This window comes from Pedobacter sp. JCM 36344, assembly GCF_046546555.1.
In the GTDB taxonomy this organism is placed as follows: Bacteria; Bacteroidota; Bacteroidia; order Sphingobacteriales; family Sphingobacteriaceae; genus Pedobacter.
Genome location: NZ_JBKHKK010000001.1, coordinates 376,646 through 392,987, shown reverse-complemented (window position 1 = coordinate 392,987; position 16,342 = coordinate 376,646). Strand labels below are relative to the sequence as shown.

The window sequence follows — 16,342 nt, the reverse complement described above, 5'->3', positions numbered from 1 at the left end:
AGAAGTAGAAAAGATCAATCATGCCTTCATCACAGGTTACGACTTCTATTTGCGTACAGTACAAAAATGTAGTGGCGTTCCCGTTGCTAAATATATGAAGCACTTTAGAAAAATCATTAATCTATGTCTAGCTCATAAGTGGATTGTGGATACTACTTTGGCGAAGCAACCAGTGTCCGGCATATCCGCCGAACTTGGTGCAAAGATTAATGCTAACTCATATAATGAGTCCTGTTCTGTGTTTTCTATCATGATTAAGGTCGGTTTAAGAGCATACCTTAAAAAGCTTCTATTTTTGAGGTAAGAGACCTGTCAAACTTTTATTTTAATGTCAGAATCGGATATCACCTTAAAATCACATGTCTTTTAAGGTTAGATAGAATTTTTTTAATATATTTGTGTTGTGGCCTACCCAATCAATCCTGATAGAAATCGTCCCTGGAATGAACTGCCGGAATTGCCGATTGATCCGGCACTGTATCAGTCGATTGAAATTTACGAACAGTTAGGAAATGCAAAGGCAGCCTTGGGTCGTTTGCAAGGGCGAAGTATCGCAATCCCCAACCAGGGATTATTGATTAACTCAATCAGTTTGCAGGAAGCCAAGGCCTCTAGCGCGATTGAGAATATCTTCACTACGGATGATGAACTCTATAAAGCTTATAGTGAGGAACAATCCCGTCAGTTGCAAGGGCCTGCTAAGGAAATCCTGAATTATCGGGAGGCTTTATGGATTGGTTACGAGCATTTGCGAGAGGATCGTCAATTTGATGAGGAGTATTTTGTTAAAATGTACCGCGTTGTTAGCCAATTCGGCGATGGAATAAGGACACCCGTAGCTCAAATCTATATTAAAGAAGGTGGTTCAGGCCCAAATGCCGGTAAGGCTCATTACACACCGCCCAGAGGACCAGGTATAGTGGAAGCTAAAATGCAAAATCTGACGAACTTTTTAAATGATGACCAGCATTATCCATTAGATCCCTTGCTGAAAATGGCAATTGGTCATTTCCAGTTTGAAGCCATCCATCCCTTCCGCGACGGAAATGGGAGAACAGGCCGTATTTTTAATATTCATTACCTGACCAAAAAAGGTTTGCTGGATTATCCCATTCTCTTTTTGAGTCGATACATAATGGAACATAAAGACGATTATTATTCAGGCTTATCGGGTATTACTCAACGAGGTAACTGGAAAGGATGGCTGATGTTTATGCTAAAGGCGGTAGAAGCAACGTCTAATCTGACCTATGATAAGATCAATGATATTATCCGTGCAAAGGATGCTATCTTAACCGCTATCATAGAGGATGGAGTGATCAACCGTCCGGAATTACTGGTTAATGCCTTGTTCACACAACCGTTTACAAGGGTAAGGCACCTGACAGAGCGCCAATACTATGCCGAAAATACAGCCAGAAAATACTTAGACAAGTTAACTGAGACAGGAATTTTAGAAAAGAGGATCATTACTGGCAGCGCTTACTATCTTAATCTGGAGCTTTACAGAATACTGTCGGAATAGCTTCCATTTCCCGTTAAGAACATACAGTGCATCAAGTATGTTTTTGAGCGAGCTTGCACATTCTGTCTTGTTTGGAATGTTCCCATTCTTAGTGATATTCATAGCAGCAAAGATAGTCAGTTACCTTAATGTAACCACTTACCTTTGGGTAACTACTCACTTTTTACCACTTGGTAACCATAGTTTTGTGCTTGATAATTAATCAATAAAATTTATGAGACACATTCTTCATTTAAAATCCAGCATACAAGGTGCAACATCGTACAGCATTAAATTAGGTCCAAACCATCGTTGAAAAAATTCAGCATAAGTATCCTGGCAGCACTGTCGAAGAATTAAACCTGGTCGATATTGGAATCCCTCACCTTCAACCTGAAGTACTTCGTACATTTTTTATTGCTGAAGATCAGCTTACGGTAGAAGAAAAAAAATTAATTCGCCTTTCCAACGATTTGGTATATCAGCTATTCGCTGCGGACATCATCGTTATTGGCGCACCGCTAATCAACTATACCATTCATTCAGCACTAAAGGCCTGGATTGACCATATTACCAGGGCAGGAATAACTTTTGGATACAGTGAAAACGGCCCTGTCGGAAAGGTAACAGGAAAAAAAGGTCTATGTTGCCATGTCGTCAGGTGGTGTTTATTCGGAAGGACCCGGTAAAGCCAACGACTTTGTCGCCCCATACTTGAAGGCTTTTCTTGGAGGTCTGGGGATGACAGATCTTACGGTATTCCGTGCCGAAGGCTAGCAAGTACAAACTAACCTAGTGCCTACATACTGCTTTGCCTGAAAACAACTAAAATACAGGCAGAAACCACATTAAAAACAGGGTTGCTATATCCTTGAGATATCCTTGGCGTATAGTTGCTGTATCATTGACATATCCAATTAGACACTGCAAACATATGGCAAGGATATCTCAAGGATACAGTAAGGATACGGCAACCTTGTTTTTAATGTGTTATTAATATGGTTTTGTATTGTTTTTAGGTGCTGTTCATGGCGAGTTATCCCCAGACCCAGCTAACATTTAAAGATAATCCTTGCTTAGTTTAACTTCACAACAACTTATCTGGTGTGATCGGCAGGTTTCTAACCCGTTTACCTGTGGCATTAAATACCGCATTCGCAATTGCTGCAGCTACACCCACAATGCCCACTTCGCCGATGCCCTTCACGCCCAATTTATTGGGAACTAAGTCTACTTCATTGATAAACATTGCATCTAACTTGCCTACATCCATATTACTGGGTACGTGGTAATCTGCGAAAGACCTTGTTGCAAAATTGCCATATCTAGGGTCTATTACGGATTCTTCTGTTAAAGCCATACCTATCCCCCAGATATTACCTCCAATGATCTGTGAACGGGCCGTCTTCGGGTTCAATATTTTCCCTGCACCAGTAACTGCAAGGAAACGGGTGACCTTAACCATTCCTGTAGCTATATTTACTTTTACTTCTGCAAAGTTTGCATTAAAACTATGGATGGAATATTGATCAGTACCCGTTGGTGGTTTGGCATCAGCACGGCTTTGAAAATCGACAAACTGTTCTGAAATCATCATTTAACCTACCTTAGGCCGTACAAAAAACTGCTTATCAGATTTCGTAATGAGTTCATTGGTTATCTTGATACAGGCATCATTTACTGCGTTGGCAAAGCTGGCGGCGCCAACGGAGCCCACGGATCCTGCAGCTGGAGGGTAATTCGAATCTCCAATATTAATTGAAATGTTTTCAATCGGTATTCCCAACCCATCCGCCGCAATCTGCGCCAGAATAGTATTGGTTCCTGTTCCCAGATCAGACGCGGCAAGTTCTACAGTTGCCATCACATTGCTTCCTGATCGTTTTAATTTGATCAGTACGGAACTTTCGCGCTGCCTGGCAGGGTAGGTGCCACAAGCTACTCCATAACCAATCAGTGATTCGCCGTCTTTATTCTGCCCCGGTACAGGATTTCTTTTGTCCCAGCCAAATGCTTTGGCACCTTCTTTCAGACATTGGATAATTGTTCTGGATGACCAGGGTTTTCCATTCGACGGGTCTTTATCGGGCTCATTTTTTAAGCGCAATGCGATGGGATCCATGCCAAGTTTATGCGCTAATTCGTCCATCGCCGATTCCAATGCAAAACTTCCGGTTGATTTCCCTGGTCCACGAGTATAAGTAGGAAGGATCACATTCATCGGTACCACACGGTAGGTGATGAGTGAATTCGGTGATTCGTACATGATTTTGGTGCAGTCCCCGCAAGGTTCTATATATTCACTGTCTACCGCTGTATGGCTGGTAACCTCATGACTAATGGAAATTAATTTACCTTCTTTGGTAGCACCCAAACTTACTTTCTGCATGTTTCTTTGCCTTAAACCAACAGAATTAAACATCTGATGCCGCGTTAAGGCCAGCTTAACCGGACGGCCGCTTATTTTCGCAGCTACTGCAGTAAGCACTAAATTGGCCCATTGTCCTCCTTTGGAGCCAAAACCTCCCCCGATAAATGGAGAAACGATCCTTACATTTTCTGGCTTTAGGTTTAGCGTTGCGGCAGCGGCGTTCTGGGCGCCGTTCACAATCTGCGATCCATTGTAAAGGATCAAATTTTCTCCTTCCCAAACGGCTACCGTTGAGTGCGGTTCCATAGGATGGTGATGTTCAATCGGGGTTTCGTAGGTTTCTTCGATCTGTACCGCTGCGCCTTGAAAGGCAGTTTTAGCATCTCCTCTCAGCAGGTCTGCCAGTTCCCTTCCCTTTGGCAAAACAGGGTTTTTCGCCAGCTTTTCAAAGTCTGTTTTGCCTTCACTTTTTTGGTAATCAACCTTGATCAGCTTTGCAGCAAATGTGGCTTGTTCAAAGGTTTCAGCCACCACCATTCCGATATGCTGTCCATAAAAAGTAATTTCTGGTCCCTGTAACAGTGCTCCACCCCGGAGTCCGCCATTTACATTGAGTTTTGGTGAATTCTTATGGGTAATCACTGCCAGTACACCCTGTGCTTTTTCTGCGGCTGTGGTGTCTATCGCAGTAATCTGACCTGCGGCAATGGTACTTTTGAACAATACAGCATGGGCTATATTTTTTACTGGGTAGTCGGTAGCATAATTCGCCTTACCGGTTACTTTTAAGAGGCCATCAATTCGGGTTACTGCCTTGCCAATTACTTTGTTTTGCTCTTCCATGATTCGTTCAGCTGCTTAGCTCTTGGTTCCCTCGCCTTTTAAAGCAAGTTCCAAAGCATGTATGATGGTTCTTTTTCCTAATTCTATTTTAAATTTATTATGCGACAAAGGTTTTGCATCTGCCATTTCTGCTTCAGCCGCCATAGTGAAGTTTGCTGTGGAGGGTTTTTTTCCAATTAAGGCTTTGATCGATTTTTGCGCTTTCCAGGGTTTATGTGCCACGCCACCCATGGAAAGCGCTACATCCCTTATTATGTCGCCATCTAAAACCAGGCCTGCTGCAACGGAAACCAATGCAAAGGCATAGGAGTTACGGTCGCGGACTTTCAGGTATGCGGAATGCGTTGCAAATTTGTTTTTTGGCAGTTCAATACTGGTGATCAGTTCGCTAGGTTTCAGGCTGTTCTCCTTTTCAGGGTGGTTGCCAGGCAGCAAATGAAAATCATCCATCGGAATGGATCGGGATGTTCCATTCGCTTGCAGCACTTTTACAGTTGCATTTAATGCAGAAAGCGCCACCGCCATATCTGATGGATAAACAGCAACGCAGGAATCCGACCAGCCGAATATGGCATGCATCCTGTTGAATCCTTCCATTGCGGAGCAGCCTGATCCGGGTGTTCGTTTATTGCAAGGCATCGCCACATCATAAAAGTAGGAGCAACGGGTACGCTGCAACAGATTTCCGGCGTTTGTTGCCATATTCCGGATTTGTGCGGAAGCACCCGCCAAAATGGCCCTAGTTAAAACGGGGTAGTTCTTTCTTATTAGCGGATGATTTGCAGCTGCTGTATTTTTACCCAAGCCGCCGATCGAAATTCCTCCTGCATTGTAGCCTGCTGATAGTTCACTGATTGCTGTAAGATTTAAACGTCCAAGATCAACAAGTTCATCTGGATATTCTACGTCTTCTTTCATCAGATCCAGCAGGTTGGTGCCTCCTCCAAGGAATTTGGCCTTCGGGTTTTTACTGAGATAGCTAATGGCTGAGGCGGGATTCGCTGCAGTGGTAAATTTAAATGGTCTCATAAATCCTGATATTAAATGCTAACCTGCGAAAAGCCAGGTCTGTTGTACGTCTTTCCCTGTTTGGGCTTCTCTAATTGCGGCCACGATATTTGGATAGGCACCGCAACGACAGATATTACCAGACATTCGCTCTGCGATCTCATCATCAGAAAGCATGACTGGTTGTGCGTTTTGTCCTAAATCTTGGGTAAGATAACTTAACTGTCCTTCTTTAGCTTCTTTCATCAGGGCAACTGCAGAGCAGATTTGTCCGGGCGTGCAAAATCCACATTGAAAGCCATCATGTTTTAAAAAGGCAGTTTGCATGGGGTTAAGTTCATTGTTCTTTGCCATTCCTTCAATGGTAATCACCGACTTCCCTTCACAGGTAGCGGCCAAAGTGAGACAGGAAAGTACTCTTTGTCCATCGACAATAACTGTACAAGCCCCGCATTGGCCGTGGTCGCAGCCTTTCTTTGATCCGGTAAGACCCAGTCTTTCTCTTAAAGTATCCAATAAACTAGTTCTGGAGTCGATTACAACCTTTCGGGCACTGGTGTTTACTTTAAGGTTGACAGAAATGGCATTTTCTATTGCTTCCGGATGGAGTTCAGGTATGTCTTCAAAATCTGCCGATCTGGCAAAAAGTTGTTCTGCAGCAAGCAGGTGACTGGCAAGTAATCCTGCCGCGGCAAGGCTCATCAGCTTCATGAAATGTCTTCGGTTCAAACCTGAATGGATGGCTTCATCCAGTTCTTCGGGCATCAGATCGCCAAAGAGTTTTATTTCGGCTTCTGTTAATTGAGTTTTGTTTTTGTTCATGCTTCAGTACATAATGAGTTGAGCATCAGTTATAATTTAACAGGACTGACTCAAGGATGGTTTGTAACAAATCGAAAATAATTCGCTAAACTCAGTGCTTTCCGCCTTCAGCTACCTTAAACAGGTGCAGCACTTGAGGGAAGAGTGCATCCATGCTTTCTTCTACGCCACGTTTTGAGCCGGGGAGGGTAAGTACCAGCGTTGTACCAATAAAACCAGCCAGGCCGCGGGAAAGCATGGCATAAGGCATGCGTTCCTGCCCGTATCTTCGTGCAGTTTCCATAATTCCGTCGATCTCGCGGTCTAAAAGTGGTGCAATGGCTTCAGGGGTAACATCCCTTGGTGACAGTCCTGTACCTCCGGAAAAGATCAGCAACTGGATGTTATCTTGACTAAGCTGCCTTGCTTTGTTCCTGATTTCCTCTGTTTCATCTGGAACAATTTCGTAGTTGATGGTGGTAATTCCAAGTTGTTCCAGCCGTGCAATGATCGCCTTGCCGGAACTGTCTTCTGATTTCCCCGCAAAAATGGAATCAGAGCAAACTACCACAGCCGCTTTAATTTCCGGGAAACGTTTGTTCTTTAGATCAGATTTGCCACCTGTTTTTGTCAATAAACGAATGTTTTCTATCTCTACACCTTTGTCGATTGGCTTGAGCATATCGTACATAGTCAGCGCCGTTACTGCCGCGCCATGCATGGCCTCTACCTCGACTCCTGTTTTGTAAATAGTGTGTACCTCAACAGAAATAATAATCGTCAGGTCCTTGATCTCATAGGTGATCCCGGTATATTCTACTGGGAGTGGGTGACAATCTGGTATCACATCGCTGGTTTTTTTTACACCAAGCAATCCTGCCGCACGGGCAAATTCAAAAACATCGCCTTTAGGTACTTTACGTTGGGCTACAGCTTCAATAGTTTCTGGTTTAGAGACCCTCAGGGTCGCTGTTGCGATGGCGGTTCTTAGGGTGTTGGATTTTCTTGTAATGTCGACCATATTATATATTCTCTTTCCACTGATGACTTTCATCTTCAAAGCATTCTTTGCCCCAAATAGGTAGCTCTGCTTTCAATCTTTCCACTATTTCTGTACAGGCGTCAATTGCAGGTTTCCTATGGGCAGAGGAAGTGAATACAAAAAGACAAATCTCTCCAGTCTTTATTTTTCCAAGGCTGTGGTGCACATGCATGCAAGTCAGCGGATATTTCTCAAAGATCGCTTCGCGAATTTCCTGCATTTTTTCCAAAGTAAGTTCTTCATAAGCGGTATAATCTATAGCAGAAACAAACTTTCCGTCTATCTCATCTTTTCGAACCTGTCCCATGAAAATGCTGTGTCCGCCAATTCCGGTTTTGCTGCTGTGTTTAGCAATACTTTCTGATATAAAAGTAGAATCAATTGCTCCTTGTACAAATATGTTTTTGATTTCTTTATCGCTCATGTTCCTGATCTATAAAATGTCCACTCCATTTAACTATTCCGCCATTTAAACTGTAGATATGCTTGCTGCTCCCATATTTTTCTTTCAGCCATTCGGCGGCAGCCACACTTCTAATGCCATGTTGGCAAATCAGCACAATGTTTTCCTCGACGACTTCCTGATTGAGGGATGCAGGGAATCCTGACATGGGTGCCTTTAAAAACACAGCCGGATCTAATACCGGAAACTCATGACTCTCCCTCACATCGATTAGTAAGGTCGATTCTCTTTTTCTAAGGGCGTCGAACTCCTCACCGTCAATATTAATGATTTTGTTGCCATAGATAGGTTTGCTCATTGCTAAAAATTTGGCTTCCGTTTCCGGTATGGTATAAGTGTCATCAGCATGGCTAATTCGAATTTCATAGAACTGATGGTTGAGTAGGTTATAGTTGAGTATCTTGTTGACGAGCGGAGTTCCGATACCTGTAATCAATTTGATGACTTCGGCAGCCTGCATGGTTCCGATTATTCCGGGTAACACCCCTAACACACCGTTTTCTGAACAGTTGAGCACTTCTCCTTCCTGAGGAGGTATTGGAAAAAGATCACGGTAATTAGTGGTATTATTTGCCTGATCTGCAACATTAAATACGGCTAACTGGCCTTCATATCCAGATACGGCAGCGAAAATCAATGGTTTTTTTAATAATGAACAGGCATCATTGATCAAGTACCTGGATTCAAAATTATCGGTTCCGTCCAGGATGTAATCGTAGGCTTTCAATAAGTCCAGAATTATATTTCGCTCCAATCTTAGGAGGTATGTTTTCACCTCTATCTCCGGATTTTGCTCCCTGAGTCTTTGAGCTGCCACTTCTACTTTGAATTTCCCAATATCTGCCGTAGTATATAAGATTTGACGGTGCAGGTTGCTTAATGATACTACATCATCATCTACGATGCCAATATGACCCAGACCGGCGGCGCTGAGGTATTGTAAGGCAGGGCAACCGAGGCCCCCGGCTCCTATAACAAGCACTCGTGCCAAGGCAAGCTTCTGCTGTGCAGCTTCTCCAAATCCCTTAAGGATTAATTGTCTGTGGTAACGCTCGCTATTCAATATTTATCCTCCGGAAAATGGTGGCATGATTGCAATAGTGCAGCGGTCTGAGAGTTCAGTGTTCTGATGCACAACAAACTTGTTCAATGCCAGTTTATACTTTATCCCTTTTAATTTTGGGTATTCCTTCTCCAGAAAGGTTTTCAAGCCTTCTGTATCTCTTACATCGTTTAACTCCAGCTTTCTAAGCTTAAGAAATTCGGCGATCTGCCCAAAACTAATGATTTCAATTTCCATGGTGCTAATTTACCTGTAAGATGCTGATCTTACTTAATCATTTTACAAATCTTCTTCCTCTGGCTTTAAGCATGGGTAAACAACAATTTATAAGCGGCTAGCGCCAATACACAGGCCAGTATGTTTTTTAATACAGTTTGCGGGAATTTCAATGCACCAAAATAGGCTCCGCAAATGCCGCCAAGGAAGGCTACGGCCACATAACCCAACATGTGGGCGTTGAAATCAAATCCTTTGATCAGTTGTCCTCCCAGCCCGGCAACCGAATTTACGAAAATAAAGGCAGCACTGATCGCTGCAGCCTGTTTTTGACCCGTCCATTTTAGCAACAGCAACACAGGGGAGAGGATGATCCCTCCGCCAATGCCAATCATGCCCGACAATAGGCCTATGATGCCGCCAACAAACAGCGAAAGAGGGATGTTAGACGGCTTAAAATCTTTCGGATTAGTATTGCTGAAAAATAAAAAACGGAAAACCGGGATCAGCAGCAGCACACCTAAAATCTTTTTGTAGACGGCACTTTCGATAGCCATCATACCGCCCACAAAAGAGAGTGGGATGGAAGCAAGAGCAAAAGGCCAAAAGATTTTCCATTTAAAGTGGCCTCCACGGTAAAATTGTATGAATGAAGTAGAAGACACGAACAAATTGAGTAACAATGCAGTAGGTTTCATGACTGCAGGGGAGACTGCAAATATGGCCATTAAGGCCAGGTAACCGCTTGCACCACCATGGCCTACCGAGGCATATAGAAATGCGACGATGAATAACAGAAAATAGAATAGAATAAAGCTGTCTTCCATCTCGGTCAGTCTGGCAATAAAAGTACATTAATGATTGCACCGCTTTCGAAATTTTCATCTTTTTCCGAAAGTTGTATGAGACAATTTGCTTGGGCAAAAGAACTTAGGCGAAAGGATTCCTGCGCATTAAGTGGCGTAGCCATTCCGTCTTTGTATATTCCTTTTAAAAAGTGCGTGAGGCCCGCCGTTTTTGAGTAAGGATATGTGAGTTTAGCACTGACTTCTTTTGGGCCAGTTTCCCGGGCCGATAGCATTTTCAACGCGGGCAAGACATAGTTGTAATAACAACTTAAGACGGAAGAAGGATTGCCAGGTAGACCGAAGATCAGCTTATTCTTATGCTTGCCAAAATATAATGGTTTACCAGGTTTTTGTTTCACTTTGTGGAAGATCTGGGTAACGCTGCAGCGTTTGCTGGCTTCGATCACAAAGTCGTAATCGCCAACACTTACACCACCAGTCAGCAACACCACATCGCTTTGCTGTAACGCGGTTTTCAAAATCTGTGTTAGTATTTCCAGATCGTCATCAGCCTCAACTATAACCGGATCTATTATGCCATGATGACGTAAAGCTGCAGAAAGTGAGTAAGAATTGGATTCATAAACCTGACCAAAATGTAGTTCCAGTCCGGGTTTTTGAAGCTCTTTTCCGGTTACGACAATGGAAACCTTTGGCATTGGATAGACTTTAAGTTCCGCAATTCCAATTCCAGCTAAAAACCCGATAGCAGCAGGACTAAGGTAACTTCCTTTTTCCATGGCGAGGGCTCCTGATTTAATTTCTGCGCCTTGATCCCTTACGTTTGTTCCCTGTTGTAATCTGGAATCATGGATGCTTAGCTTACCGTCTGATAAGGTGATTTTTTCCTGCATCACGACAGTGTCAGCACCATTGGGCAATGGTGCGCCTGTAAATATCCTTGCACACTCGCCACTAGTTATGCTAAGTGCATGTGGCGCGCCGGCCGCCATTTCTCCGATAACAGCCAATTCATTGTTTATATCTGCATATTTTAATGCATAACCGTCCATAGAAGATTGTGGGAAAGTCGGGATATCTATTTTGGCAAACACCGTTTCTGCAAGCGTATGTCCCGCCGCCTTTGAAATTGGCCTAAGTTCTGGATTTAAAAGGATGACGTTGCTATAGATGAGCTCTTTTGCTTCATTAACGCTGATCATGTGGTTATCCTCCTATATTGATCATACTCCTATTTGCAATGGCATCCACGTCCAACTGCTCGAAATGGGTATTAAGTTGTCCGCCTAGTTCTTTCTTTTTGCTCCAAATAGAGGCTTGGATCAGTGGCAATACGTCTTCGTGATTTCTTAAAGGAGATAAAAGGTCAGTTTCTCCCGCTGAGAATAGGCAATTTTTTAATTTGCCATCTGCGGTAAGTCGCATGCGGTTACAGGTGCTGCAAAAAGGGGCGGTCATGGTACTGATTACAGAAAACGAGCCTTCATGACCAGGGATCATAAAATGTTTCGCGGTATCATGAGGCTCCGCTTTAACGGGTAGAACAGTATGTTTTTTTTCAATCAGGCTAAGGATCTCTTCCAGGGAAAAAAGTTTATTGCTTGTCCAGCGGTTTCCCCTGAAAGGCATGAACTCGATGAATTTTACTTGAATGGGATTGTGTTTTGTCCAGGCAATAAAATCAAGGATTTCATTGTCGTTTAAGTCTTTCATCACCACCATATTGATCTTTACAGAGATTTTATGCTGCAACAGCAATTCAATATTACTCTTGACCTGGTGAAAAACATCTCTACGGGTGATGTGCAAGAATTTTTCGGGTTGCAAGGTGTCCAGACTGATATTAATGGAATTGACATTTGCCGCGATCAACACTGGCAACATTTCATTGATCCGGGTGCCATTGGTAGTGATCACCAGTTCTACAGGTAATTTTCCAAGTGCAGCAATGATAGCAGGGGCGTCTTTACGAACCAATGGTTCCCCGCCAGTAAGCCTGATCTTTCTAACCCCTTGTGCAACAAAAATATTTGCTAATTCGATGATTTCGGCAGTCTGCATTAGTCGGGAAGCAGGCGTAAAGTCATGATCCTCTTCAGGCATGCAGTAAAAACAACGAAAATTGCAGTTGTCTGTTAAAGATATCCTCAGGTAATCGTGCACCCTTCCAAAAGAATCCTGTATCATGTGTTTTCCGGATTTAATAAATTTAAATAATCTGCCATGGTATCTATATCAACCTCACCGTTTTCGAAAATTACGGTTTCTAAATCAGAACTGTAAAGCTCCAGCAGTTTTTTTGCACCCTCATGACCTTTCAGGCTCAACAACAGATCGAAATATTTCTTATTGAACAAGACAGGGACACCTATTGTTTGTGCATAACTACTGGCGACAATGCCTTTGCCGGTTTGCTGTTGCGTTTTAATCAAATCTTTTAGTAATTCCGCTGTTACATAGGGCTGGTCAGATACAGTAACAATGGCATTTTCCAAATCCTTGTGTTGAGTTAACAGCTCGAGTAAGCCCATCGCAAGGCTTGACGACATGCCGCTCTGCCAGCGCTCGTTGACCACGCGAAACAGGCGATCATTTGTGGCTTCAACAGCTATTTCTGCATAGGCACCGAGCACAACAACTATAGCGCCATCGCTGGCCTCCAGTGATTCATCTGTCACATGCTTCAAGAGCGTTTTACCCTGGTAAGTTAACAGTTGCTTCGGTTTCCCTAGCCTGGATGAATTGCCTGCCGCTAAGATTATGATGCCATTAACCATAACCATCCAGATTAATGTTGTAGGTATGAATTGGTAATGTTTTTTCTTTTAAAAACCCTGTGGAGGCGCCACTGAAGACAGATTTGATTTCTGCAATGATGGAAATTGCAATCTCTTCCGCTGTCTCTGCCCCGATATCCAAACCTATGGGACCATAAATACGACTTAGATTTTCATCGGTAGCCAGTTGAAGCTCTTCCAGCATCCGAATCAATTTTTTCTTTGGGCCTAGTGTCCCTATATAGCGCGCATTAGTTTGAAGCAAAAGGTTCAGCAATTCAAGGTCGTAATTGTAATTATGGGTCATCAGCACAAATGCGGTCTGGTGATTTAGTTTTACATTTGAAAGTACCTGCTCAGGTTTTAGAACCCGGATTTTATCTGCGGTTGGAAATCGTAGTGCAGTAGCATGGGTAGGTCTTCCGTCTATAATCGTCGTCTGCCAACCCAATATATCTGCAATTTGCGCCAGTGGCTGTGCATCGTTTCCTGCGCCTGCAATGATCAGCGAGATTGGTGGATTTACCAGTTCCAAAAAGGCTTCTAGGGACTGTCCATCAACTGTGTAGGACTTAAATGTTGACCTTTTCCTGGTTAGTACCTCCTCAGCATCTGTGATTACCTCATGAGGTAATACTGCTGCGGAATTTTGGATGGATAAATTGCTCCCATAAAGCAGACTAGAACCTATTTGTTTCACAGAGGTAAGTGAGAATAAAGTAACCAGAACGGCGCTTTCTTGTCCTGCCTCCAGTAAAGCCAAAATATCGATCGGATTGCATTCAGCATCACTTTTTATAGGCTCAAAAAGAATACGAACAATACCATTGCAACCTAGCTGTACACCGAATTTTGCATCATCTTCATCAGTGGTATCATAGGTAACCAGCTTATTTTCCTGCTGATGTATGGCTGAAAGCGCTTTCCTTAAGGCATCGCCTTCCAGGCAACCACCGCTGATCGCACCGGTAAGCATACCGTCTTCCGTAATTAGCATCCTCGCTCCGGGTCGTCGGTAAGATGATCCCTCGACTTTCACAACCGTTGCCAGCGCAGCCTTTTGACCTGTTTTTATGGACAAGTCATATGCTTTTAAGATATCCTTTATTTCTTTCATCAGTTATCAACTCCAATCATTTTACCTGATTAAACAGACTTTAAATCAAAGATAACTGTCTAATGTTAATAAACTAACATAAGAAAGATTAGTGATTTACTTGGAAGGAATAAATTTAAACGCGTAGGAATTCATGCAGTACCGTTTGCCTGTCGGCTCCGGTCCGTCATCGAAGACATGTCCCAAATGAAGACCTGTGCTTGTTTCGACCACTTCGTCCCTAATCATCCCGTTTGAAGTGTCCCTAACTATTTTGATGGCTTTATTGTCAATAGCTTTGAAGAAGCTTGGCCATCCCGTTCCGGATTCGAACTTAGCATCTGAACTGAACAAAGGCTTATCCGTAGCTGCGCTCACATAAATTCCCTTTTTATGGTTATCCCAATATGGATTTTTGTAGGGTGCCTCGGTTCCCTTATTAACCATAATCTCATAGGCTTTTGCGGAAAGCACTTTCTTCCAATGCGCGTCTGGCTTAGCCCCCGGATACAGCTTGGTGTTTTCAGAGGAGCTGCTAGTTGTTATTTTCTGCTGCTTAGCAGAATTCGGATTCTGGCTACAAGCATTCAGTGCAAGCAGTAAAAGCGAGGCGGTCCAAAAATTTATCTTTTTCATATCATTTCAGTCATTAAAATCGGTTTAACTTTACCGTGTTGGATTAAATACTTTACATACGTAATAACGGAAGTTAAAAATGTATTTTTATGTAATTATTCCAATATGTTTACGGTCAAGGAAGCAAAAACATGGAGGATTGTGGCTGCATCTAAAACAGTGCTTTATGAAAGTGATCAAAGAAAAACATTCGTTAGCCATGCGCTGGACACACTGGGTCAATTTCCCCGTGCTTGCCGTTATGATCTGGAGTGGTCTTTTCATTTATTGGGCTAATGATTCTTATGGGATCACCATATTTGGAACTACAATTTTTCAGTTTTTCCCAGAATGGTTTTATGAGTACTTTCACCTGAAGCAGCGACTAGCAGAAGGCATGGCCTTCCATTTCTTTTTTATGTGGTTGTTTTTTATCAATGGGCTCCTATATGTTATTTACACGATAGTTTCTGGTTCCTGGCGCGAACTGGTACCTAAGAGGAATTCTTTTCGGGAAGCTTGGCAGGTATTGTTGCATGACCTGCATATCCGTAAAGCTGTTCCGCCGCAAAAGAAATACAATGCCGCGCAGCGTATTGCTTATACAGCCATCATAATCATGGGTTTTGGCTCCGTATTTACAGGCCTTGCTATTTATAAGCCTGTTCAATTTTACTGGATTTGCTGGCTGTGTGGCGGGTACCATGTTGCACGTATCCTGCATTTTGCGCTGACCATAGGTTATGTGCTATTTTTTATGATTCATGTGGTGCAGGTGATCCTTGCAGGATGGAACAATTTTAGGTCGGTGGTTTCAGGATTTGAGGTTACGGATTGCCAGGTGAAGGATTTAGTTAAACCCAAAGAAAATGAAGAACCTGTTTAATAAAAGGATCGCGAAACCGCTGACGGTAGAGCAACAGATCAAAAGAAGGACATTTATTTCGTTCGGGAAATTTTTCGCCTTGAGTGCTGGTGCATTTGCTGGCTGGAAATGGCTGTACAATTCGCCAAAAGAAGTAGCCGGGGTTACCGGAAATGTGCGCGTACCGTTGAGGAGAGCACTCAATAAGAGTGAGTTGTTTTTTCGCAATTTCTTTAGCAACAGCCACTTGGTGAGGACCTATCCCAAATCAAGGGCAGCGATTGATGTGCGTGTCAATAGCATGATTGGCATTGATGATGAAAATTTTAAATCTGACAAATGGTTCCTGAACATAAAAAGCACAGATGGCAGTTTATTAAAAGTAAGCATTGACGAGATCAGATCCCTCCCGAAAACGGAGATCGTATTCGATTTTAAGTGTGTGGAAGGTTGGGACCAGATCCAGCACTGGGCGGGCCTGAAGTTAATCGATTTTTTAGATCATTACCACTTAGAAGATTGTGTCAAAAAGAAATATATTGGTTTGGAAACCCCCAACGGGAAATATTATGTGGGTCTGGAAATGGAAAGTGCTGTTCATCCTCAGACGATACTGGCTTATGAAATGAACGGCAAGCCGCTATCGATTAAACATGGCGCACCTTTAAGGCTGATCATTCCAGTAAAATATGGAATTAAGAACTTAAAAAGGATAGGAACGATGTCGTTCAGCGATATAAGGCCAAGGGACTATTGGGCTGAACGAGGATATGATTACTACTCGGGTTTGTGATCTTGAATTGTAAGTAGGAGCACGCTACGAGCATTTACCTTAGCAGAAGCAATGTTTCACGATTACATTTAGAAGG

20 protein-coding genes are annotated in these 16,342 nt (G+C 43.0%); 6 read left to right on the top strand and 14 right to left on the bottom strand.

What is annotated here, in order from left to right; genetic code table 11:
* The 4 genes from ACHFIZ_RS01765 to ACHFIZ_RS01750 all read left to right on the top strand — a co-directional run.
* Positions 1 to 304, top strand: a 304-nt coding sequence (locus ACHFIZ_RS01765) for a phage integrase SAM-like domain-containing protein (protein WP_410882240.1), incomplete at its 5' end; no start/stop codon positions are given.
* A 99-nt stretch (positions 305 to 403) separates the two neighbouring features.
* A complete protein-coding gene (locus ACHFIZ_RS01760; protein WP_410882238.1) occupies positions 404 to 1,525 on the top strand; it encodes a Fic family protein in 1,122 nt (373 codons plus the stop codon).
* A 287-nt stretch (positions 1,526 to 1,812) separates the two neighbouring features.
* Positions 1,813 to 2,193 carry an FMN-dependent NADH-azoreductase gene (locus ACHFIZ_RS01755; RefSeq protein WP_410882254.1) on the top strand — a complete coding sequence of 127 codons (381 nt, stop codon included), beginning with the start codon at positions 1,813 to 1,815 and terminating at the stop codon, positions 2,191 to 2,193.
* On the top strand, positions 2,156 to 2,281 hold the full coding sequence (locus ACHFIZ_RS01750; RefSeq protein WP_410882236.1) for a hypothetical protein: 126 nt from the start codon (positions 2,156 to 2,158) through the stop codon (positions 2,279 to 2,281). The genes ACHFIZ_RS01755 and ACHFIZ_RS01750 overlap by 38 nt, the downstream gene beginning before the upstream one ends.
* 310 nt (positions 2,282 to 2,591) lie before the next feature.
* On the opposite strand, the gene ACHFIZ_RS01745 is transcribed toward ACHFIZ_RS01750, so the two are convergent.
* The 14 genes from ACHFIZ_RS01745 to msrB all read right to left on the bottom strand — a co-directional run bounded on the left by ACHFIZ_RS01745 (position 2,592) and on the right by msrB (position 14,629).
* Positions 2,592 to 3,101: a molybdopterin cofactor-binding domain-containing protein gene (locus ACHFIZ_RS01745; RefSeq protein ID WP_410882234.1), complete on the bottom strand. Its 510-nt coding sequence runs from the start codon at positions 3,099 to 3,101 to the stop codon at positions 2,592 to 2,594.
* Positions 3,102 to 4,718, bottom strand: a complete 1,617-nt coding sequence (locus tag ACHFIZ_RS01740; RefSeq protein WP_410882232.1) for a xanthine dehydrogenase family protein molybdopterin-binding subunit — start codon at positions 4,716 to 4,718, stop codon at positions 3,102 to 3,104.
* 15 nt (positions 4,719 to 4,733) lie between these two features.
* Positions 4,734 to 5,747 carry an FAD binding domain-containing protein gene (locus ACHFIZ_RS01735; RefSeq protein ID WP_410882230.1) on the bottom strand — a complete coding sequence of 338 codons (1,014 nt, stop codon included), beginning with the start codon at positions 5,745 to 5,747 and terminating at the stop codon, positions 4,734 to 4,736.
* An 18-nt stretch (positions 5,748 to 5,765) separates the two neighbouring features.
* A complete protein-coding gene (locus tag ACHFIZ_RS01730; protein WP_410882228.1) occupies positions 5,766 to 6,548 on the bottom strand; it encodes a (2Fe-2S)-binding protein in 783 nt (260 codons plus the stop codon).
* Positions 6,549 to 6,639: 91 nt separating this feature from the next.
* On the bottom strand, positions 6,640 to 7,548 hold the full coding sequence (gene moaCB / locus ACHFIZ_RS01725; protein WP_410882252.1) for a bifunctional molybdenum cofactor biosynthesis protein MoaC/MoaB: 909 nt from the start codon (positions 7,546 to 7,548) through the stop codon (positions 6,640 to 6,642).
* Position 7,549: 1 nt separating this feature from the next.
* Complete coding sequence (locus ACHFIZ_RS01720) at positions 7,550 to 7,993, bottom strand: molybdenum cofactor biosynthesis protein MoaE (RefSeq protein ID WP_410882226.1); 444 nt, start codon at positions 7,991 to 7,993, stop codon at positions 7,550 to 7,552.
* A complete protein-coding gene (locus ACHFIZ_RS01715; protein ID WP_410882224.1) occupies positions 7,983 to 9,095 on the bottom strand; it encodes a ThiF family adenylyltransferase in 1,113 nt (370 codons plus the stop codon). Before ACHFIZ_RS01715 ends, ACHFIZ_RS01720 begins: the two co-directional genes overlap by 11 nt.
* Positions 9,096 to 9,098: 3 nt before the next feature.
* Entirely contained in the window at positions 9,099 to 9,332 is a 234-nt protein-coding gene (locus tag ACHFIZ_RS01710) for a MoaD/ThiS family protein (RefSeq protein ID WP_410882222.1), read from the bottom strand.
* A 65-nt stretch (positions 9,333 to 9,397) separates the two neighbouring features.
* On the bottom strand, positions 9,398 to 10,138 hold the full coding sequence (locus ACHFIZ_RS01705; RefSeq protein ID WP_410882220.1) for a sulfite exporter TauE/SafE family protein: 741 nt from the start codon (positions 10,136 to 10,138) through the stop codon (positions 9,398 to 9,400).
* Between the two features lie 5 nt (positions 10,139 to 10,143).
* Positions 10,144 to 11,322, bottom strand: a complete 1,179-nt coding sequence (gene glp / locus ACHFIZ_RS01700; protein WP_410882218.1) for a gephyrin-like molybdotransferase Glp — start codon at positions 11,320 to 11,322, stop codon at positions 10,144 to 10,146.
* Between the two features lie 4 nt (positions 11,323 to 11,326).
* The gene (gene moaA / locus ACHFIZ_RS01695; RefSeq protein WP_410882216.1) at positions 11,327 to 12,307 is read right to left on the bottom strand and encodes a GTP 3',8-cyclase MoaA; all 981 of its coding nucleotides are present in this window, start codon (positions 12,305 to 12,307) and stop codon (positions 11,327 to 11,329) included.
* Positions 12,304 to 12,897 (bottom strand): NTP transferase domain-containing protein, encoded by a 594-nt coding sequence (locus ACHFIZ_RS01690; protein ID WP_410882214.1) that lies wholly within the window; start codon positions 12,895 to 12,897, stop codon positions 12,304 to 12,306. The genes moaA and ACHFIZ_RS01690 overlap by 4 nt, the downstream gene beginning before the upstream one ends.
* Positions 12,890 to 14,014 carry an XdhC family protein gene (locus ACHFIZ_RS01685; RefSeq protein WP_410882213.1) on the bottom strand — a complete coding sequence of 375 codons (1,125 nt, stop codon included), beginning with the start codon at positions 14,012 to 14,014 and terminating at the stop codon, positions 12,890 to 12,892. The genes ACHFIZ_RS01690 and ACHFIZ_RS01685 overlap by 8 nt, the downstream gene beginning before the upstream one ends.
* A gap of 96 nt (positions 14,015 to 14,110) precedes the next feature.
* Entirely contained in the window at positions 14,111 to 14,629 is a 519-nt protein-coding gene (msrB, locus tag ACHFIZ_RS01680) for a peptide-methionine (R)-S-oxide reductase MsrB (RefSeq protein WP_410882211.1), read from the bottom strand.
* Between the two features lie 166 nt (positions 14,630 to 14,795).
* On the opposite strand from msrB, the gene ACHFIZ_RS01675 reads away from it, so the two are divergent.
* Both ACHFIZ_RS01675 and ACHFIZ_RS01670 read left to right on the top strand, forming a co-directional pair.
* Positions 14,796 to 15,494, top strand: a complete 699-nt coding sequence (locus ACHFIZ_RS01675; RefSeq protein WP_410882209.1) for a cytochrome b/b6 domain-containing protein — start codon at positions 14,796 to 14,798, stop codon at positions 15,492 to 15,494.
* Positions 15,478 to 16,266 carry a molybdopterin-dependent oxidoreductase gene (locus ACHFIZ_RS01670; RefSeq protein ID WP_410882206.1) on the top strand — a complete coding sequence of 263 codons (789 nt, stop codon included), beginning with the start codon at positions 15,478 to 15,480 and terminating at the stop codon, positions 16,264 to 16,266. The genes ACHFIZ_RS01675 and ACHFIZ_RS01670 overlap by 17 nt, the downstream gene beginning before the upstream one ends.
* The last annotated feature ends 76 nt before the right edge of the window (positions 16,267 to 16,342 follow it).